The sequence below is a fragment of the Longimicrobium sp. genome, assembly GCF_048594345.1.
Classification (GTDB): Bacteria; Gemmatimonadota; Gemmatimonadetes; order Longimicrobiales; family Longimicrobiaceae; genus Longimicrobium.
Window position 1 is genome coordinate 1 of the sequence record NZ_JBMDXM010000242.1, and the last position, 18,853, is coordinate 18,853.

17 protein-coding genes are annotated in these 18,853 nt (G+C 70.5%); 12 read left to right on the forward strand and 5 right to left on the reverse strand.

Annotated features, from left to right (window positions below):
• Positions 1-106 precede the first annotated feature (106 nt).
• A complete protein-coding gene (locus tag ACOJUJ_RS25130; RefSeq protein ID WP_420129678.1) occupies positions 107-457 on the reverse strand; it encodes a hypothetical protein in 351 nt (116 codons plus the stop codon).
• Between the two features lie 190 nt (positions 458-647).
• Between ACOJUJ_RS25130 and ACOJUJ_RS25135 the strand changes: the two genes are divergently transcribed.
• The 7 genes from ACOJUJ_RS25135 to ACOJUJ_RS25165 all read left to right on the forward strand — a co-directional run bounded on the left by ACOJUJ_RS25135 (position 648) and on the right by ACOJUJ_RS25165 (position 8,295).
• Positions 648-1,781, forward strand: a complete 1,134-nt coding sequence (locus ACOJUJ_RS25135) for a tetratricopeptide repeat protein (RefSeq protein ID WP_420129679.1) — start codon at positions 648-650, stop codon at positions 1,779-1,781.
• A 52-nt stretch (positions 1,782-1,833) separates the two neighbouring features.
• On the forward strand, positions 1,834-2,910 hold the full coding sequence (locus ACOJUJ_RS25140; protein WP_420129680.1) for a tetratricopeptide repeat protein: 1,077 nt from the start codon (positions 1,834-1,836) through the stop codon (positions 2,908-2,910).
• 377 nt (positions 2,911-3,287) lie between these two features.
• Positions 3,288-3,956, forward strand: a complete 669-nt coding sequence (locus ACOJUJ_RS25145) for a zinc ribbon domain-containing protein (RefSeq protein WP_420129681.1) — start codon at positions 3,288-3,290, stop codon at positions 3,954-3,956.
• Between the two features lie 75 nt (positions 3,957-4,031).
• Complete coding sequence (locus tag ACOJUJ_RS25150) at positions 4,032-4,481, forward strand: c-type cytochrome (RefSeq protein WP_420129682.1); 450 nt, start codon at positions 4,032-4,034, stop codon at positions 4,479-4,481.
• Positions 4,482-4,938: 457 nt separating this feature from the next.
• Positions 4,939-5,997: an isocitrate/isopropylmalate dehydrogenase family protein gene (locus ACOJUJ_RS25155; RefSeq protein ID WP_420129683.1), complete on the forward strand. Its 1,059-nt coding sequence runs from the start codon at positions 4,939-4,941 to the stop codon at positions 5,995-5,997.
• A gap of 289 nt (positions 5,998-6,286) precedes the next feature.
• Positions 6,287-6,955, forward strand: a complete 669-nt coding sequence (locus ACOJUJ_RS25160; RefSeq protein ID WP_420129684.1) for a hypothetical protein — start codon at positions 6,287-6,289, stop codon at positions 6,953-6,955.
• Positions 6,956-6,990: 35 nt separating this feature from the next.
• Complete coding sequence (locus ACOJUJ_RS25165) at positions 6,991-8,295, forward strand: aspartyl protease family protein (protein ID WP_420129685.1); 1,305 nt, start codon at positions 6,991-6,993, stop codon at positions 8,293-8,295.
• 51 nt (positions 8,296-8,346) lie between these two features.
• On the opposite strand, the gene ACOJUJ_RS25170 is transcribed toward ACOJUJ_RS25165, so the two are convergent.
• From ACOJUJ_RS25170 to ACOJUJ_RS25185, 4 genes are all read right to left on the reverse strand, one after another.
• Positions 8,347-8,676, reverse strand: a complete 330-nt coding sequence (locus ACOJUJ_RS25170) for a type II toxin-antitoxin system PemK/MazF family toxin (RefSeq protein WP_420129686.1) — start codon at positions 8,674-8,676, stop codon at positions 8,347-8,349.
• Positions 8,664-8,915 (reverse strand): AbrB/MazE/SpoVT family DNA-binding domain-containing protein, encoded by a 252-nt coding sequence (locus tag ACOJUJ_RS25175; protein WP_420129687.1) that lies wholly within the window; start codon positions 8,913-8,915, stop codon positions 8,664-8,666. Before ACOJUJ_RS25175 ends, ACOJUJ_RS25170 begins: the two co-directional genes overlap by 13 nt.
• 190 nt (positions 8,916-9,105) lie before the next feature.
• The gene (uvsE, locus tag ACOJUJ_RS25180) at positions 9,106-10,044 is read right to left on the reverse strand and encodes a UV DNA damage repair endonuclease UvsE (protein ID WP_420129688.1); all 939 of its coding nucleotides are present in this window, start codon (positions 10,042-10,044) and stop codon (positions 9,106-9,108) included.
• A gap of 106 nt (positions 10,045-10,150) precedes the next feature.
• Positions 10,151-10,537, reverse strand: coding sequence for a PAS domain-containing protein (locus tag ACOJUJ_RS25185; protein WP_420129689.1), 387 nt, complete (start codon positions 10,535-10,537; stop codon positions 10,151-10,153).
• Positions 10,538-10,810: 273 nt separating this feature from the next.
• Here ACOJUJ_RS25185 and ACOJUJ_RS25190 point away from each other — a divergent pair, with 273 nt between their 5' ends.
• The 5 genes from ACOJUJ_RS25190 (at position 10,811) to ACOJUJ_RS25210 (ending at position 18,654) form a co-directional block, all read left to right on the forward strand.
• Positions 10,811-11,947, forward strand: coding sequence for a PRC-barrel domain-containing protein (locus tag ACOJUJ_RS25190; RefSeq protein WP_420129690.1), 1,137 nt, complete (start codon positions 10,811-10,813; stop codon positions 11,945-11,947).
• 99 nt (positions 11,948-12,046) lie between these two features.
• Positions 12,047-13,411, forward strand: coding sequence for a gluconokinase (locus ACOJUJ_RS25195; RefSeq protein WP_420129691.1), 1,365 nt, complete (start codon positions 12,047-12,049; stop codon positions 13,409-13,411).
• A 368-nt stretch (positions 13,412-13,779) separates the two neighbouring features.
• Positions 13,780-15,849: a transketolase gene (gene tkt / locus ACOJUJ_RS25200; protein ID WP_420129692.1), complete on the forward strand. Its 2,070-nt coding sequence runs from the start codon at positions 13,780-13,782 to the stop codon at positions 15,847-15,849.
• A gap of 122 nt (positions 15,850-15,971) precedes the next feature.
• Positions 15,972-17,150, forward strand: a complete 1,179-nt coding sequence (gene tal / locus ACOJUJ_RS25205; protein ID WP_420129693.1) for a transaldolase — start codon at positions 15,972-15,974, stop codon at positions 17,148-17,150.
• A gap of 607 nt (positions 17,151-17,757) precedes the next feature.
• Positions 17,758-18,654, forward strand: a complete 897-nt coding sequence (locus ACOJUJ_RS25210; RefSeq protein ID WP_420129694.1) for a LysR family transcriptional regulator — start codon at positions 17,758-17,760, stop codon at positions 18,652-18,654.
• Positions 18,655-18,853 lie beyond the last annotated feature (199 nt).

Sequence of the window (18,853 nt, forward strand, 5' to 3'; positions counted from 1 at the left end):
GTGTACGGAATCCGGACGCCGTCCTGTGGCTGGACGGACGCGGCCGCCGCGGGTGGGCAACCGCGGCGGCCGTGTTCCGTACGCTGGACCGGAGGGTGCGGGGCGGCTAGCGGCCGGTGTCGCGAAACACGCCGCCAAAGCGGCCCGTACCGGCGGACGGGCGCACGCCGGGGGCATCGTGGCGGGCCAGCACGCGGTTGGTGACGGTGGCGGCGATGTGCTCGTCCATGGGCAGCATCTCCATGTACAGCTCCAGCGCCCGGTCCACGTCCACCTCGTCGCGCAGGATGTCGAGCAGATCCAGCACGTTGGCCACGTGCGTCTCCACGATCGCCTCTTCGGCGCGCGCGGCGGCAATCAGCAGCTTGCGCTTGGCCTCGTTGCTCAGGCGGCGGCGCCGCAGCCAGTCGAACATCAGCTCCTCATCCTCCGGTTGTAGCAGGGTCGTACGGGGCACTCAATCTGACCACGCGCCCCGGCGGGCCGCAAGGCCGCACAGGGGCTTGGATGCGGGGGGCGTTCCGGTGTATATTTGCGCAGGTGTCCACCGCGCCGACGTCCGCGCGCGACCCCGCCGCTTGAACCTGGCCCCGTCCCGGGCCCTTGCCCCAACACCCCCCTTTTTGAAGGGTCAAGGGAAAGGCTGAATGGGAACTTCATTTCTCAGCTCCGAAGAATACGACGAGCTGGCGCACCGGCACTACGACGCCGGCGAATACGACGAAGCGCTGCACGTGCTGCGCGAGGGGCTGGCGCAGTATCCCGAGTCCGTCCTGCTGCAGGTGGGGCTCGGCTACACGCGCGTGGCCCGCGAAGAGTACGCGTGGGCGCGCCAGTGCTTTGAGCGGGCGCTGGAGCTGGACCCCGAGTACGAGGACGCCTGGGTGGGGCTGGGCGAGTCGCTGCTCAAGTTCGGCAAGGTGGACGAGGCGCTGGAGTGCTTTGCCCGCATCGACGAGATGGGGCTGGCCGACGACCTGGAGCTGGGACTTACCGTGGGCCGCGCTCTCTATCGCGAGGGGTTGTTCACCGACGCCCGCGCCCGCTTCAGCGCGCTGTCGGCGGCGCACCCGGATTCGGCGGAGCTGGCGGCGGCGCGCGGCTACACCCTGCACGCGCTGGGCGACGACCTGGGCGCGCGGCGTGAGCTGCGCCGCGCGGTGCGGCTGGACGGCGAGCTGCACGAGGCCCGCATCTACCTGAGCCACCTGCTGCACGACCGCGGCGACCAGCGCGGCGCCCTGACGGAGCTGGAGCAGGTGCCGCCCGAGGAGCACTGGGACACGCTTTCCCTCTGGCGCTACATCGAGCTCAAGAGCCAGCTGGACGGTGTGGCCGATGACGACGCCTGGTTCCTGCCCTGGCGCGAGCGGCTGGAAGAGCTGGACGCCGAGCCCGACGAGATCGACCACCTGCTGGCCGAGGTGGAGGCCAGCTTCGAGGGCGCGGTGGACGAGGGCGCGCAGGCGGCGCTGGAGCTTTCGGCGCAGATGGACTTCATCATGAAGATCCTGGGCGCCCCCCCGGCCGAGGCCGCCGCCGTAAAGCCGGCGCCGCACCGGGTGCGCACCGCCGAGGGGTCGGTGTTCGAGGGTTCGTGGGACGAGATCGTGGCGGGGATGCGCGACTCGTGCGGCGAGCCCACCATCACGCTCAGCTCGTTCATGCGCCGCGCGGCGCGGCAGATCCGCGAGCGGACGGGGACCGACGTGCCCTTTCACAGCGCCGAGGCGTTCCTCAAGGCGGGAGCCCGCATGGGGCTGCTGCACATCGAGGAGTGACCCGCATTCCGGAGCCGGTGACGCACCTCGCCCCGCTCGCGCCGCCACGGCCGTGAGCTTCGATCCCGAGAGCACCCTGCGCCCGCTGCGGCAGCGCGCCGCCGACGTGGAGGCGCTGCGGGCGGGCGCCCCCGCGCCGGCGCTGGTGGTGCGTATTGCCCGCGCCAGCGAGACCACGCTGCGGCGCATGCTGCGCGACGACCCCACCGCCCCGGTGGAGCTGCGGCTGCGGGCCCTTTCGCACGACGACCTTTCCACCCCCGACCTGCTGGCCGAGCTGCGCCGCCGCAACCGCCTTCCCATGGAGCTTGCGGCGGCGTTCCACGACCTGGACCTGGCGTGCGAGCGCATCTCCGGCGGCGCGGACCCCGGCCCGCGCGACGCGCAGCTGGCCGTGCACGTGGCGGACGGCCTGCAGTCGCACATCAGCTCCTTTCCCGCGGACGGACTGCTGGAAGATCCCGCCGTCCCCGATCCCGACGAGTCCGTCCTGCTGCACGACGACGAGGACCTGGTGCGCGCCGTGCCCTCGCGCCGCCGCATCACCTGGCAGACGTGGGCGGCGCTGGCCACCCTGGCCGTTCTGCTGATCCTGGCCATCCGCCTGCGCGGCGGCGACGACGACACGCTGCGCCGCGGCGAGGCGGCCCTGCGCGCCGGCCGCGTGGCCGAGGCGGAAACCGCCTTTCGCGCCTACGCCGACGAGCACCCGCGCGAGGCCCAGCCCCGCGTGTACCTGGCCCGCATCTATCGCGAGGCGGGGCGGATTCCGGACGCGGAGCGGGAGATTCAGGCGGGCCTTCGCGTGGCGCCGGGGGACGCCGGGCTGCACACGGAGCACGGCTACCTGCTGCTGGACAGCAACCGCGCGCCGGACGCCGTCCCCGTGTTTCGCCAGGCGATCCTGAGCGACAGCACCTCGCAGCGCGCGTGGGCGGGGCTGGTAAAGTCGCTGCGCGCCACCGGCCGTCCGACCGACGCGGAGCAGGTGCTGCACCGCGCCCCCGCCGAGCTGCGCGCCCTGATGCGCACCGCCGACGCCGCGGCCCCGGCTCCCGACGCGGGGGCTCCCCCGGCGGCGACTATTCCGGCGGGGGGCGCCCCGGCAGGCGGGGCGGCGACGCCGTAGAGGGCGCAGCGGGCCGCGACCGGGATGAGCGGGCGCGCGTTAGTCCGGTCTAATAAGGCCAGGAAATTCGGCTAGATGAAACCGCTCTAGCGCCAGCGCGATTCCGCGGAGTACCTGGCGCGTCCCCGCGCGGGAGCGAATGAATTCGCCGCTGGAAAAATCGCAAAGTCCGCCTGCGCGGACTCGGCGGCCGGGCGGCATCGGGCGTTTCACGCACCTGCGCGTCCGCAGCCGGATCAGCCCCGTTACGCGTGCCGTGCTCGCGGAACGGGGCTTCGATTGCGTATATAACAGCATTCCGAGTGCAACGCCGGCATCCGCCGATGCGGGCTCTTCTACTTTCGCACTCACGCACTTCCGCACTCACGCACTCTCCCGTGGACGCACTCGACCGGCTCTACCGGCGCGTATCCCTGGCCCTGGCGCGCGACCCGGGACGGGCGCTCACCGTGGGTGACCTGTACCAGGAAGTGGTGCCGTACCGCCTGATCCGCTCCGAGCTGGGGTTCGCGGAGCTGGCGGAGTACGAGCACGCCCTGCTGCGCCTGCTGGCCGGCGAGCGCGAGTACCTGGAGACGGAGCGGCCCGAGGTGGCCGACGAGTTTCGGCGCGAGCTGCAGGCGCCCAACCCCATCCTGGGCATTTACCGCGACTACGCCGACGTGGGGGTGCAGCCCAACCCCTTTGCGCCGCAGCCGGGCGACCTGACCGCGCCGCCGCCCGTCGTGGTCGCCGCACCCGCGCCGGCCTCTCCGCCCAGGCTGGAGCTGCCCGTCCCCGTGGACCGCACGGATCCCGGCGCGGCGGCCGAGCCGGCGGTGCCCGCGCGCCCGCGGCCCAAGCCCTGTCCCGGCTGCCGCTCGCCGTTGCCGACGGACCGCGAAGCGCGCTTCTGCCCCTTCTGCGGCACGTGCCTGGTCCCGGTGCCGTGCGCCGATTGCAGCGCCATGATGCAGCCGGAGTGGAGCTTTTGCGCCACCTGCGGCGCGCCCCGCCAGACGGGCGTCACCCCGCCCGCGCCGCGCCCGGAACAACGCTTGCGGTAGCGCACCCCGAAAGGCGGCCCCGCCCGGTGCATGGATCGGCGGCGGTCGGGGATTCAGTTGTTGCGGACGGAGCCGATGCGGAACGTGCGGTGGATCACGGCGGCGGCGCTGCTGCTGGCCGTTTTTGTCTCGGGCTGCGAGCGGGGCGGCCAGAGCGGTGGTGGGCGGCAGGCGGAAAAGGGTGCCCAGGCGCCGGGCGATCCAGGCCCGCCGCCCGGGCAGCTTCCGCAGGGCGTGAGCGCCGACCAGGGGAACGAGGGCCGCACCCTGTATCGCGGCAACTGCGTGATGTGCCACGGCGAGGCCGGCCAGGGGACGCAGCTGGGCCCGTCGCTGGTGGACAACGAGTGGACAAAGGGCACCGGCGCCTTCGAGGAGATCATCCAGGTGGTCACCGAAGGCGCGCCCGCCACGGAGCAGTTCCGCGTCCCCATGCCGCCCAAGGGCAACGGCCAGTTCAACGAAGCGCAGATCCGCGCCGTCTCGGCCTACGCCTACTCGCTGGCACGCCGCGGCGCGCAGTAGCGGAGCGGCCCGGCAGGCGCGGCGGATCGCGATCGGGATGAGCCGAGTAGAGAGTGACGCGGGGCGCCGGATCCTGCATCGGCGGGTGGAAGGGCGGTGGGGTTTCGGCACCGGGCTGCCCCCCTGCAGGAGCGAGTCAGTTCGCCGTTACGACTGCACAAAGTCCACCTTCGTGGACTCGGCGGCCCAGACGTGTGCGGCGCCCCATGCTCCGGCGCGTCCGCAACCGGAAAAATCTCCGGACATGCTCCACATCATCGGAGTCAAAGCCTCGCGCAAGTTGCGGGGCTTTCCGCGTATCCAGCCGCGGATTCATCCCCCCGACTCCCCGGCCTGTTCGGCCCGCGGCATAGCCGTCGTCATCATCCGCTCCTTCCTTGCCGGACCCGCCGCACGCCGGGTACTTTCCGCGCCGCGAATCATCATCCATCCCTGATCAAGACGGAAGCGCGACAGGATGCCGAAAGTAGCGGTGGTCCCCGGCGACGGTGTGGGCAAGGAAGTCACGCGCGAGGCGGTAACGGCGCTGCGGGCGGTGACCGCCGGAACGGACCTGGAACTGGACCTGGTGGAGTGGCCGCACGGCGCCGACCGCTACCTGGAAACCGGCGAGGCCATTACCGACGCCGAGTTCGACGACCTGCGCGCCAACTACCAGGCCATCCTGCTGGGCGCGCTGGGCGACGCGCGCGTGGCGGGCAACGAGCACGCGCGGCAGATCCTGCTGGGGATGCGCTTCAAGCTGGACCTGTACGTCAACTTTCGCCCGGTGCGCCTGTTCCACGAGAGCCACACTCCCCTGCGCGACAAGGGCGTGGATGACGTGGACATGGTCATCTTCCGCGAGAACACCGAAGGCGTGTACGTGGGGATGGGCGGCACCTTCAAGCAGGGCACGCCCGACGAGGTGGCCATCCAGGAGGACGTGAACACGCGCAAGGGCGTGGAGCGCATCATCCGCGCGGCGTTCGAGTGGGCGCGCGCCAACGGCAAGACGCGCGTGACGATGAGCGACAAGTCGAACGCGATGGAGTTTGCCGGCGGGCTGTGGCGCCGCGTGTTCAAGCTGGTGTCGGCCGAGTACGCCGGCATCGAGAGCGAGGCGCTGTACGTGGACATGCTGGCGATGGACATGGTGCGCCGCCCGGAGCGCTACCAGGTGATCGTCACCGGCAACCTGTTCGGCGACATCCTTTCCGATTTGGGCTCGCAGCTGGCGGGCGGGCTGGGATTGTCGCCGTCGGGGAACATCCACCCCGGGCGCATCGGCCTGTTCGAGCCCGTGCATGGCTCGGCGCCGGACCTGGCGGGCCGCGACCTGGCCAACCCCTTCGCCGCCATCCTCACCTCCGGGCTGATGCTGGAGCACCTGGGCCGCCCGGACCTGGGCAAGCGCCTGGAGCACGCCGTCCGCGACTGCATCGTCGCCGGCGAGACGACGGCGGACCTGGGCGGCACCCTGGGCACCGCCGCCGCCGGCGACGCCGTCGTGCGGCGGCTGGCGGCCGGGAGCTGAGCGGGCGCCAGAGCATAGCGGCGGCGCATGTGTAGCGCCGCCGCTTCCATCACAACGAACTCCTGGGGCTGCTGCAGAGTAGGCGCGCGCACCTCAAGGCGCTTGTCCCCTCCAGCGCCGAAGGTGATCCAGTGTACCACGAAGTGCGGCAGCTGGGCAGGCGCGTACAGGATGCGCTCATAGAGATCTTCTTCGAACGCGACACGCCCCTGCGCGAGCTCACCATCCGGTACGGGGTGTTCTGATGAGTGGAATCGGCTTCTCAACGGGGTCCGCCGCAAAGTCCGACGTGCGACGCGCGCTGCGGCTCCTGGAGCCGCACGCCACCGAGGCCGTGGAGCTTTCGGCGTTGCGCACGCACGAGCTTGCGCCGCTGCTGGGGGTGATTCCCCTTCTCGCGCTCGACGGGTACGCGCACATCTCGGTGCACGCGCCCAGCGCGTTCACGGCGGCCGAAGAGCCCGCGATCGCGGCGGCGCTGCTGCCGGTGGCCCAGCGTGGCTGGCTGGTGGTGGTGCACCCCGACACAATCCGCGTCCCGCGGCTGTGGGCCGGCTTCGGTGACCGGCTGTGCATCGAGAACATGGACCATCGCAAGCCGGTGGGGCGCACGGTACAGGAACTCAAGCCCATGTTCGCGCGGCTGCCGCAGGCGTCGTTCTGCTTCGACGTAGCGCACGCGCGGCAGTGCGATCCCTCCATGGGCGAAGCGTTTCGGCTGCTCGATGCCTTCCACGACCGGCTGGCCGAGGTGCACGTGAGCGAACTCGACGCCCACAGCCGGCACGTGCGCCTGTCGTCGGCGGGGGTGTGGGCCTGCCAGCAGGTGGCCGAAATGATCCCGCTTAAGGTCCCGGTCATCATCGAAGCGCCGGTCGAGCCCCACGAAATCGAGGCCGAGCTGGAGGCCAGCCTGGAGGCACTGGGGCGGCTGGCGGGCTTCGCGTGCGCCGCGTGATGGCGCTCGTCCATGGGGGCAGGCGGATGAACCTCTTGAAGCACGGTCTCGCGGCGACCGTGATCGTTTGGCTTGCTGCCTGCGCGGCGCCAGCGTCTGGTCCGCCACTGGCCGCGCCGGTCCCGGCGGCGGATGGAGCGGATGCGGCGCGGCTGGCGGAGCTGTACAGGCGGCAGGACTGCTTTGGGCTGCGGGACGCGCTGGCGGGGATGCGGGGCGGGGCGACGGTGGACTTCTACCGCGCGGCGGCGGCGGTGGCGTTCAACCGGCCGGACGAGGCGATCGGCGAGCTGCGGCGCTTTCTGGACTCGCACGAGGCGGCGGCGGACGCGGAGCGGCGGCAGGCCGCGTACGAGCTGCTGGGCGATGCGTACGTTCGCACCTTCCGCTACGGCGAGGCGGCGGAGGTGTACGCCGCGCTGGCGGGCGAGGCATCGGCGGATTCCGCGGGGCGCGACAACGCGGCGAACGTGCGGGGGCTGTGGGGCGCGCTGGCCGGCACGCCCGCGCAGACCGTGGAGGCGCCCGGTCCCGTCCGCGTCGCGACCACGCGCGACCGCGCCAACCTGGTGAACGTGCGCGTCCAGTCCGGCGGGCAGTCGGTCGACTTCGTCTACGACACGGGCGCCAACCTTTCCACCGTCACCGCGTCGACGGCACGGGAGATGGGGTTCCGGCTGCTGGGCGATTCGGTGCGCGTGGGCTCCATCACCGGCGGCAGCAGCTGGGCGCGCGTGGCGGTGGCGCCCGAGATTCGCATCGGTGGGGCGACGGTGCGCAACGCGGCGTTCCTGGTGTTTCCGGACAGCGCGCTGGCCTTTCCACAGATCGACTACCAGATCCGCGGCATCATCGGCTTTCCCGTGATCGCCGGCTTTGGCGTCACGACGCTGACGCGCGGCGGAGAGCTGGTGCTGGGCGACACGGCAAACGCGGGCGCGGCGAGCGAGCAGAACCTCTGCCTGCGCGGGCTGATGCCGACGGTGGCCGCGGAGCACGCGGGCGAGCGGCTGCACTTTGGCTTTGACACGGGGGCGCAGGCCACGGCGCTGTATCCGCCGTTCCACGCCGCGCGCCGTGAAGCGGTGGAGGCCGGCGGCGAGGCGACGACGGTGCAGGTGGGCGGCGCGGGCGGGGTGCGACAGGTGCGGGCGTACACCCTGTCGCCGCTGGTGCTGCGAATCGGCGGGCGGGAGGCGACGGTGCCGCAGGTGCGCGTGTACGTGGAGCCCACGTCCGACGACAGCGACCGCGTCTTCGGCAACATCGGCCAGGACGTCATCCGCCAGTTCGAGTCGATGACGCTGGATTTTCGGCGGATGCAGCTGCGGTTCGATTAGGATCCAGGATTGAACGCGACTGGCTCAGAACATGCGCCGCTTCGCGGCCACTCAACTTGCGAACAGGTCGGCAAGTCTGCTGAGTACTGTCTTGCGAACCGCCAAATCTATGCGTCCCAACCGCTTGACGAGTCTTGTCCTGTCGACGGTTCGTAGCTGATCGAGCACGATTTCGCCTGCTTTCCCCTCAAAAACACAAGGGACGCGCGTCGGATACGTGCGTCCCTTTGTGGTCATCGGTGCGACAATGACGGTCGCGACGTGCCGGTTCAATTCATTCGGAGAGATGATCAGGCAAGGCCGAGTCTTCTTGATCTCACTTCCAACCGTCGGATCCAGACTGACGAGGTAAACGTCGAACCGCTCCGCTACCATTCCCATTCCTCCTCGTCCCAGGTACTGGTGGATGGTACGTCGTCCAGGAGCTTGTCATCGCCTCGCTGAGCCATTTCGGCGAACGCGGCATCCCAGCCCTCGCGCGGATGGCGGACGGCGCGGATCACAATCTGACCATCCTCGGCCTGCAGATCGACCTCATCTACGATGCCGCTTTGCTCCAACATAGGCTTCGGGATCCGGATGCCCCTGGAGTTACCGATTCTCACTACCCGTGCTCGCATGTGCCTTCTCCTGTAGTAGGCACAATGTAAGCACGTACTCGTTCATAGACCAGCCCCGACCCCTCACCTAGCGCGACATCCCACGGCTCCGTAACCCGTAATCCAAGTAGCAGTAGCGCAGCGTAGACACCGGAAGGTAAACAAAGTGCTCGCGATATGGAAGAGTCAGGAAGCCTCTCAATCGATGTGATCACCAGAGCCCGAGCCTGGTCAGGTCGTCGCGCAGCTTGAGGAGGGCCAGGTCCTTCATCTTGGCCTCCAGCATCACGTCGAAGGGGGCAGGGCCCACGGCGGCCAGAAAGCCGCCGAACTCCCAGGGGTGCACGTAGTCGGCGTGCTGGGAAAGGAGAGGTGGGGCGGGGACCTCCTTTTTGCCGCGCAGCACCATGCGCGAGTCCAGCCTGGGCGACGAAAAGTGGACCTTGGGCATCACCCCGGCGGGCCAGGTGGCCACCGCGGCGCGGCAGGCGTCGCCCAGCGACAGGGTGCCGGGGTTGAGCAGGTGGTGCTGGTGGTCGAAGACGACGGGGATGCCGATGGCCTCGTGAACGCGCAGGCAGTCCTGCACGGTGTACAGCGTCTCGTCGTTCTCGATGACCAGGCGGCGGCGGCCGGATTCCGAGAGGCGCGGGTAGTTCTCCACGAAGCGCTGCATGGCCGCGTCCTTGTTGCCGTACGCGCCGCCCAGGTGCAGGATGACGATGGCTTCGGGACCCTGCTCCATGGCGTCCAGCAGCTCCGCCTGGCTGTTGACGTCCCAGATTCCCTTGTCGTTGATCTTGGGATCCAGCGCGGAGAGCAGCACGTACTGCGACGGGTGCAGCGACAGGCGGATCCCCCGTTCGCGCGCCGTGCGTCCCAGCTCCGCCAGCCCGTCGCGGCACTCGGTGATCTGGCCGTGGAACTGCGGAAGGTCCGGGTGCGTGCAGTAGGGTACGAAGTCCGACGAGATGCGGTACATCCGCACGTCGATCTCTTCCAGGTAGTCCAGGATCTCGCGCAGCATGTCCATCGACACGCGCAGGTGCGGATTGCTTTGCCAGCGCCGAGCGTCGTTGCTCTTCAATCCCTCGCGTCCCGCCACCTTTACGGCGAACCCCAGCCGCCGCGGCCACTCCCGCTTCGCCATCCGCAATCCGTTCTCTGTCGTTTCGATTCTCAACGCGCCGGGGGCGCGGCCGGATGCACCGGCCGCGCCCCCGTGGCGTCCTTCATACCGCGTTCCGCCGCGGCGGTCAGGAGTTCGGGCGCTGCACCAGCACCCACACCGTTTCGGTGCTGCCGCTGTAGAACATGGAGATCACCACGTTCTTCTGCCGCCCGTCGCGAAAGCGGAACTGGTAGGGAAACACCGTGTGCAGGTTACGGTTCTGCACGCCCTCGACGAACTTGCCGTGAAACTCCTGCACCTTGGTGCACGGTGCCACCTCGTCAAAGAAGCTCTTGCCCACGGCATCGCCCTTTTCGACGCGCGCCAGGCTGCTTTCCGTCTGGTTGAACTTGAGGACGGTGCCGTCGCGGTCCAGCTGGATCATCCCCACCGGAAGGCTGTCGAGTTCGTCTTCGGTGAGCACGTCCGCGCGCTCCAGGACTTCGGTGGTGCCGCTGAGGGTGGACTGCATGGGTAGAGCTCCTGTCATTCTCTGGGGGATGCTGCTCCTCACCCGGGTAGCAGCGCCGCCGGGCCCCTTCGCCAGAATCGTACCCGGGCGTAAAGGGTTTGTCAATCGTTGGCCCGGACTGTTACAGGGCCTGGGATGCGGTGCTCCCAAACCGCTCTGGAACGCGGTGTGCACCGTCCCGGGCTCCCCGGTGACGCTCGCAGTTTGTCACATCCGCGCGCCGATGTTGTTGCGGCACCGGGACATCGGCCGCAGAGCCCACGGAGAGCCCCTATGGCGAACAACGACATGGACCGGGTGGTTCCGCTCGGCCAGCTGGACGACTTCAAGGTCGCCGACGGCGAGCCCGACGTGCGGGGCTGGGAGGTGCTGGCGTCGGACGGCCGCAAGATCGGCGAGGTGGACGAGCTGCTGGTGGATACGGCCGCGATGAAGGTGCGCTACCTGGACGTGGACGTGGACGACGGCATGGTGGCCGGCGGCGCCGACCGCCACGTGCTCATCCCCATCGGCTACGCGCGGCTGGACGAAGGCAGCGACCGCGTGATGGTGGATGCGCTCGCCTCGGCCGACCTGGGCGGCGTGCCGTCGTACGACCAGGGGCCGCTGACGCGTGACTTCGAGACCTCCGTTCGCGAAAGCTTCTCCGCCCGACGCGGCACGGGGGAGACGACCGGCCTTGCGGGCGGAGCGGGCATGCTGGACACGGCCGGCCTGGGCAACACGCCGGGCACCGGCACGGGGCTGGGGATGACGGGGATGGCGTCCGGCACCACCGGTGGAGTCTCCAGCGCCGGGATGCGGACGTCCGCCCCGGATGCGGATTCCATGCACTCCACCGGCTCGTCCGCGGGGATGATGGCGTCCGCGGATGACGCGCTGCGCGGCGGCGAGCGCATGGGCGCGGGGTCCCAGGGGCCGGTGGGCGGGATGGACGCGGGCGCTTCGTCCGGCGGGATGGGCGCGCTGAACGAACGCGCGGGCGAGCTGGGCTACGACCGCGACGCGGTGCAGATGCGCGGCGACGCCAGCCACCGCGCCGGGCTGGCCGGATCGGACTACCTGCACAACGCCGACGAGGACTTCTACGCCAGCGACGCGTTCGACGACGCGCGCTTCTACGGCTCGCGCCGGCAGGGCGGCTCGGGGCGGGGGCTCGGCGGAATGAGCGGTTCGCCCCACGAGGCCGACCGCGGCGACGTCGGACTGAGCGCCGGGACGGGCGATGCCCGCCAGGTGGATCAGCTCAGCGGCAGCGGGCTTTCCCATTCGGAGCCCACGCTGCACGGCGCCGGGCAGGAGGGCGTGGCCGCGGACCGCGACGAGACCACCCGTCTGGCGCACGAGGCCGGCGAGCGGCTGCGCGAAGACCGCGACAACCGCGGGGTGGGCGGTACGGGTAACCTCTGATCCGCCGCGCACCTGCGAGGGGCGCTTCCGCCTGCGGGCGGGGGCGCTCTTTCGCGCGCGTGGCATCCGCGCGCGCGAGGCGGTAGATTGTCTCTTCCCATGACGCCTTCTCTGCCGCCCGCCCGCCGCGGTCCCTGGATCCTGGCCCTCGACGTGGGCTCGTCGTCCGTGCGGGCGCAGTGGATGGATGCGGCCGGTGCGCCGCTGGCCGACGGCGTCGTGGCGCGGGCGGAGTACGCCTGGCGCGCCACGCCGGATGGGGGGATGAAGACGGACGCTGACGCGCTGGCCGACCTGTGCGTCCGGGTGATCGACGCGGCGGTGCAGGCGGGGCGCGCGGCGGGGGTGGCTGCGGCGGCGGTGGGGATGGCGGCGTTCTGGCACGGAGTGGCCGGCATCGGTGCGGACGGGCGGGCGGTAACGCCGCTCTACGGCTGGGGCGACGGGCGGGCGCGCGAGGCGGCGGACGCGCTGCGGTCGCGGCTGGACGAGGCGGCGGTCCACCGGCGCACCGGGTGCTTTCTGCACGAGCTGTATCCGGCGGCCAAGCTGGTCTGGCTCCGGGGCTCCGCGGGCGATAGCTTGCCGCCCTCCGCCACCTGGGCCAGCATCGGCGAGATCCTGGGGTTCCGGCTGTTTGGCGAGCGGCGGACGTCGGTGTCGATGGCCAGCGGGACGGGGCTGCTGGACCTGTACCGGCAGGGGTGGGACGGGGAGATGCTGGACGCGGCCGGCGTCTCTGCCGACGCGCTCCCCCCGATCGGCGACGCGCCGTTCACGGGCCTGCGCGAACCGTTCGCGGCGCGCTGGCCGGAGCTGGCGGCGATCCCCTGGTTTCCGGCGCTGGGCGACGGCGCGTGCGCCAGCCTGGGGATGGGCGCCGTCGGTCGGCGCATCGGGCTGACGGTTGGCACGTCCGCGGCGGTGCGGGTGCTGCGGGACGATGCGGACGTCGTGGTGCCGGACGGGCTCTGGTGCTACCGGCTGGACGCGCGGCGGACGGTCTGCGGGCGGGCGCTGTCCAACGGCGGCAACGGGTTCGCCTGGCTGGCCCGGACGCTGCGGCTGCCCCCGCCGGACGAACTGGAGGCGCGCCTCGCGGCGATGGAGACGGGCGCGCACGGGCTGACCGTCATCCCCCGCCTGGTCGCCGAGCGCCCGCCGCGGCCGGTTGGACGGGAGACGGCGGAGATCGCCGGGCTGACGGCGGCGACGGGGCCGGTGGAGATCGCGCGGGCGTGGCTGGAGGCGTCGGCGCGGGCGATGGCGGAGGCGGTGGGGGCGGTGGAGGCGGCGTTCGGGCCCGTGGACGAGGTGGTGGCCGGCGGCGGCGCGCTGCACGCGTCGCCCGCGTGGACCCGCATCATCGCCGGCGCGATCGGGCGGCCGCTGCGCCTGTCCCCGCACCACGAGGCGACGCTGCGCGGCGCGGCGCTGGTGGCACTGGAGCGGATCGGGGCGTAGCGCGGGCCGTGTCCGGGGCGCGGGGCCGTCACCCCCGCACGGCCTTTCGCTCGTTCCTCGCGACGGCGTCCGACCCCTCCCCCAAACTGCGGGGGAGGGGTGGGTTGAGCCTGACTCCGGCGCGCGTCGAAGCGCGATTGAAGTTCTCCCCTCTCCGTGAGGAACGAACGGGGAGGGGCCGGGGGAGGGGCACCCGGCGGACGCAGCTCGACCCTTCGAAGTCCAACCTCCCCCTGGTTTTTGGGGGGGAGGTGGACGAGTGGTGCGAGCCTGGAGGCGGCGCCGGCCGTGCGCCCCGAACTCGGCCGAAGCGCGGCGGGCTCCACATCCACACATCCCAGCCGTTCCCGCACGAACCAGGAAGATAGATGCCCTCCGAAGCCCAGACGCTCGACCGGCTCTGCATCGACACCATCCGCACGCTGTCCATGGACGCGGTGCAGGCGGCCAACTCCGGCCACCCCGGCACCCCCATGGCGCTGGCGCCGCTGGCGTACGTCATCTTTACGCGCCACCTGAAGCACAATCCGGCCGATCCCAAGTGGGCGGACCGCGACCGCTTCATCCTGTCCGCCGGGCACGCGTCGATGCTGCTGTACTCGATGCTGTACCTGACGGGCTACGGCCTTACGCTGGACGACATCAAGAACTTCCGGCAGTGGGACAGCCCCACCCCCGGGCACCCGGAGTACGGCCTTACGCCCGGCGTGGAAACGACGACCGGCCCGCTGGGGCAGGGCTTTGCCACCGGCGTGGGAATGGCGATGGCCGAGGCGCACCTGGCCGCGCGCTACAACAAGCCCGGCCACGACGTCATCGACCATTACGTCTACGCCATCTGCTCCGACGGCGACCTGATGGAGGGTGTGGCGGCCGAGGCGGCGTCGCTGGCCGGGCACCTGAAGCTGGGCAAGCTCATCTACTTCTGGGACGACAACAAGATCACCATCGAAGGCAGCACCGACCTTGCCTTTACCGAGGACGTGGCCAAGCGCTTCGAGGGGTACGGCTGGCACACGGAGACGGTGGAGGACGGCAACGACCTGGAGGCGATCGACGCCGCCATCCGCGCCGCCCAGGCCGATCCGCGCCCGTCGATGATCACGGTCAAGACCATCATCGGCTACGGCTCGCCCAACAAGGCGGGGAGTGAAAAGGCGCACGGCGAGGCGCTGGGCGAGGAAGAGATCAAGCTCACCAAAAAGGCGCTGGGCTGGCCCTCGCAGGACAGCTTCTTCGTTCCCGACGAGGCGCTGGCGCACATGCGCGCGTCGGGCGAGCAGGGCCGCGAGCGCCAGGCGGAGTGGGAGCGGCGGATGGAGGCCTTTCGCGCCGCGCACGCCGACACCGCCACCGAGCTGGACCAGGCGCTCTCGCGGACCCTTCCCGCCGGCTGGGACGCGGACATCCCCACGTGGAGCACGGACGACAAGCCGATCGCCACGCGCGCCGCGTCGGGCAAGGCGCTGAACGCCATCGCCACGCGGGTGCCCTGGCTGATGGGCGGCTCGGCGGACCTGGCGGGGAGCAACAACACCAACATCGACGGCGGCGGCGACTACGGCCCGGACAACTACGCGGGGCGCATCCTGCACTTCGGCGTTCGCGAGCACGCCATGGGCTCGGCGATGAACGGGATGACGCTGCACGGCGGCGTGCGCGTGTTCGGCGGCACCTTCCTGATCTTTTCCGAGTACATGCGCCCGCCGGTGCGCCTGGCCGCGCTGATGGAGCAGCCGACCATCTACGTCTACACCCACGACTCCGTGGGCCTGGGCGAGGACGGGCCGACGCACCAGCCGATCGAGCAGCTTCCCTCGCTGCGCGCCATCCCGGGGCTGATCGACCTGCGCCCGGCGGACGCCAACGAGACGGCCGAGGCGTGGCGCTTCGCCATGGAGCACAACGAGGGGCCCGTCTTCCTGTCCCTCACCCGCCAGGCGCTGCCGCACGTGACCACGGGCAAGGCGGACGGGCTGCGAAAGGGTGCGTACGTGCTGGCGGACGCGGACGGCGGCGACCCGCAGGTCATCCTGATCGCCACCGGCTCCGAGGTTTCCGTCGCGCTGGAGGCGCGCGATGCGCTGGCGGGCGAGGGGATCCGCGCCCGCGTGGTCAGCATGCCCAGCTGGGCCCTGTTCTCACAGCAGTCGAAGGAGTACCGCGACCAGGTGCTGCCGCCGGCGGTGCACGCGCGGGTGAGCATCGAGGCCGCGCACCCCATGGGGTGGCACCGCTGGGTGGGAAGCGAGGGCGAGGCGATCGGCATCAGCCGCTTTGGCGCGTCGGCGCCCGCCAAGCGGGTGTTCCAGGAGCTGGGGCTTAGCGCGGACAACGTGTGCGCCAAGGCCAAGCAGCTGCTGGGGCTGGGCGACGGGGAGTCGGAGAAGGGCCGCGCCGGCGCCGGGCCGGCCGCGCACGGGACGGACGAGAAGTAAGTACGGAAGTACGAAGTACGAGAGTACGCAAGCGGATTGGAGAGGCTGCGGGCTCACGCCGAGCCCGCACTCTCGTACTTTCGTACTCTCGTACCAACACCCTCCGGGGGAGGATAAAGACGATGGATCCCGAAACCAAGCACCCCACCGACGCCGTCGAGTCCGGGGACAAGAACCCGCTGCACCAGCTGCACGCGCTGGGGCAGAGCGTGTGGCTGGACTACATTCGCCGCGGCATTCTGGACAACGGCGAGCTGGAGGAGATGATCCGCCGCTTCGATCTGCGCGGCGTGACGTCCAATCCCTCCATCTTCGAGCAGGCCATCGGCGACAGCGACGACTACGACGACGCGTTCGACGTCCTGGCCGCCGACCAGGCCGACGCGACCGAGGCGTACGAGTCGCTGGCGGTGGAAGACATCACCCGCGCCTGCGACCTGTTCCGCGGCGTGTACGACGAGAGCAACGGCACGGACGGCTTCGTCTCGCTGGAGGTGTCGCCGGAGCTGGCGCACGACGAGGCCGGCACCCTGGATGAGGCGCGGCGCCTGTGGAAGGCCGTGGGCCGGCCCAACCTGATGATCAAGGTGCCGGGGACGGAAGCCGGCCTTCCCGTGATCGAGCAGCTGCTGTTCGAGGGGATGAACGTCAACATCACCCTGCTGTTCTCGGTGAAGAACCACGAGCAGGTGATGGAGGCGTTCCTGCGCGGGCTGGAGCGTCGCCACGAGGCGGGGCAGCCGCTGGACCGCGTGGGCTCCGTCGCCTCGTTCTTCGTTTCGCGCGTCGACAGCGCGGTGGACGGCCAGTTGAACAAGCTTGCCGAAGCCGCCACCGACGACACGGCGAAGCAGCGCGCGCTCTCGCTGCGTGGCAAGGCGGCGGTGGCGAACGCCAGGCTGGCGTACCGGCGCTTTCAGGAGATCTTTTCCGGCGAGCGGTGGGAGCGGCTGGCGGCGGTGGGCGCGCAGGTGCAGCGGCCGCTGTGGGCCAGCACGTCCACCAAGAACCCGGACTACCGCGACGTGATCTACGTCGAGGAGCTGATCGGCCCGCACACCGTCAACACCATGCCGCTGGCCACCGTGGAGGCGTTCGCCGACCACGGCATCGGCAAAACGACGGTGGACCAGGACGTGGACCGGGCGGTGGCCGACATCGCCGCGCTGAAGGAGCTGGGGATCGACATGGACGAGGTGACGGACCAGCTGCAGCGCGAGGGGGTGGAGAAGTTCGCCAAATCTTTCCGCGATCTGCTGCAGTCGGTCGACGCCAAGCTTACGCGCGTGGCCCAGGCCTGAACCGCGGCCGATCCGGCAACATCGCACGAGAAATCGCTCCCCGGGCATCGGCCATCCGGGGAGCGATTTGCGTAAGGGCCCCTAGTGCGCTACTTTGCGAAAATACGAAATATGGGACGTTGAGAGTGGTCGAAAACAGATGATTGGCGCATCGGGGGCCTCGTGGCGGACGGGGGAGAGGTGGCCTGGGTAGTTTACGCCACGGTGTGTACCGCGGCTGCCCCAGCCCGTTCCTGCGGCCACGCTTGTCAAGGTGTTTTGTAAAAGCTTGGATCGCCTTCATTTGCGAAGAAATGCCCCGCGGGGAACGGCCGCGGTATGCCCATTGCTACAGTACATGGTAGCACTCACCGTGCCAGCTTTTGAGGCTGGAGCAGCCAGGGTGCGGGCAGGTTGGGGGTTGCACCGTTTTCAATGTGCGGTTCAACAGTACGGCGCCCCCCGACGATGCGAAGCACAGTTCTTCGCGGCCCTCAGCCTTCCCGCGTCCTTGCTCCAGCGTCCGGCCTTTGGCCGGCGTCACGGACGGGCCGTCCCGGATCGGGGCGGCCCGTCCGCGTGCACGCGCCCTTGACGCAAGGGCGCCCAGCATTCAAGCACCGCGCACATGGCGACGCTCAACTACAACCACCTGCTGTACTTCTGGATGGTGGCCCGCGAGGGGAGCATCGCCGCCGCCACGGTCAAGCTGGGGGTTTCGCAGCCGGCGGTAAGCAGCCAGATCCAGCGGCTGGAGCGGTCGCTGGAGGTAAAGCTCTTTGAAAAGAGCGGCCGCGGCCTGGCGCTCACGCCCGCCGGCACCACCGTGTACGCGTACGCGGACGAGATCTTCGCGCTGGGGCGGGAGATGCTGGAGACGCTGGAGCACGGCGGCCGGCGTCCCCTGCGGCTGGCGGTGGGCGTGGCCGAGGGCGTGCCGCCCACGCTTACGCACCAGTTGCTGGCCCCCGCCCTTCGGCTGCCGCGCCCCGTGCGCCTGGCGGTGCACCATGGCCCCCTGGCGCGGCTGAGCGCGGAGCTTGGGGCGCGCGAGCTGGACGTGGTGCTGAGCGCCGAGCGCCTTCCCGCCGGCTCCGCGGTGCGCGCGCGGCCGCACCCGCTGGGGCAATGCGGTGTTACCCTGCTGGCCGCGCGCGCGCTTGCGGGGGAGCTGTCGGCCCGGTTTCCCGCGTCGCTGGAGGGCATCCCCTTTGTCATGCCGCCCATGGACGCCCCTCTGCGGCGCTCCGTTGACGCGTGGCTGCAGGCGGCGGGCGTGGCGCCCACGGTGGTGGCTGAGCTGGATGACTGGACGTCGCGGCTGCTCCTGGCGCAGTCCGCGGCGGGCGTGATCGCCGCGCCCAGCGTGGTCGCGGCGGAGCTGGGCGCGCGGCACGGGCTGGAGACGGTGGGCGAGGCGCCGGACGCGCTGCAGCACTTCTTCGCCCTCACGGTGGAGCGCCGTCCCCGGCATCCCGGCGTGGTCGCCATCATCGAGGCGGCGCGTGCGAATCCTGTCCGCTGATCCTCAGCCGGTCCCACGCGGTGAGATGTCGGCCGATTTCACAAGAGATTGGCCTCACACGGAGTTAACGGAGTCAACGGAGTTTTACGGGGGCGATTCCTCGGGGGGCATCGCGAGCGAAGAAAAGATTGGCCTCACACAGAGTTAGCAGAGTCAACAGAGTTTTACGTAGCGTTTCGTCCGCTTCCGCGCTGAAGCC

What these genes read in the sequence shown, in the direction of transcription:
- ACOJUJ_RS25135 (WP_420129679.1), top strand. Translation starts at nt 648, where the DNA reads ATGGGAACTTCATTTCTCAGCTCCGAAGAATACGACGAGCTGGCGCAC.
- ACOJUJ_RS25150 (WP_420129682.1), top strand. Translation starts at nt 4,032, where the DNA reads ATGCGGAACGTGCGGTGGATCACGGCGGCGGCGCTGCTGCTGGCCGTT.
- ACOJUJ_RS25155 (WP_420129683.1), top strand. Translation starts at nt 4,939, where the DNA reads ATGCCGAAAGTAGCGGTGGTCCCCGGCGACGGTGTGGGCAAGGAAGTC.
- ACOJUJ_RS25170 (WP_420129686.1), bottom strand. Translation starts at nt 8,676, where the DNA reads ATGGGAATGGTAGCGGAGCGGTTCGACGTTTACCTCGTCAGTCTGGAT.
- ACOJUJ_RS25175 (WP_420129687.1), bottom strand. Translation starts at nt 8,915, where the DNA reads ATGCGAGCACGGGTAGTGAGAATCGGTAACTCCAGGGGCATCCGGATC.
- uvsE (WP_420129688.1), bottom strand. Translation starts at nt 10,044, where the DNA reads ATGGCGAAGCGGGAGTGGCCGCGGCGGCTGGGGTTCGCCGTAAAGGTG.
- ACOJUJ_RS25185 (WP_420129689.1), bottom strand. Translation starts at nt 10,537, where the DNA reads ATGCAGTCCACCCTCAGCGGCACCACCGAAGTCCTGGAGCGCGCGGAC.
- ACOJUJ_RS25190 (WP_420129690.1), top strand. Translation starts at nt 10,811, where the DNA reads ATGGCGAACAACGACATGGACCGGGTGGTTCCGCTCGGCCAGCTGGAC.
- ACOJUJ_RS25195 (WP_420129691.1), top strand. Translation starts at nt 12,047, where the DNA reads ATGACGCCTTCTCTGCCGCCCGCCCGCCGCGGTCCCTGGATCCTGGCC.
- tkt (WP_420129692.1), top strand. Translation starts at nt 13,780, where the DNA reads ATGCCCTCCGAAGCCCAGACGCTCGACCGGCTCTGCATCGACACCATC.
- tal (WP_420129693.1), top strand. Translation starts at nt 15,972, where the DNA reads ATGGATCCCGAAACCAAGCACCCCACCGACGCCGTCGAGTCCGGGGAC.
- ACOJUJ_RS25210 (WP_420129694.1), top strand. Translation starts at nt 17,758, where the DNA reads ATGGCGACGCTCAACTACAACCACCTGCTGTACTTCTGGATGGTGGCC.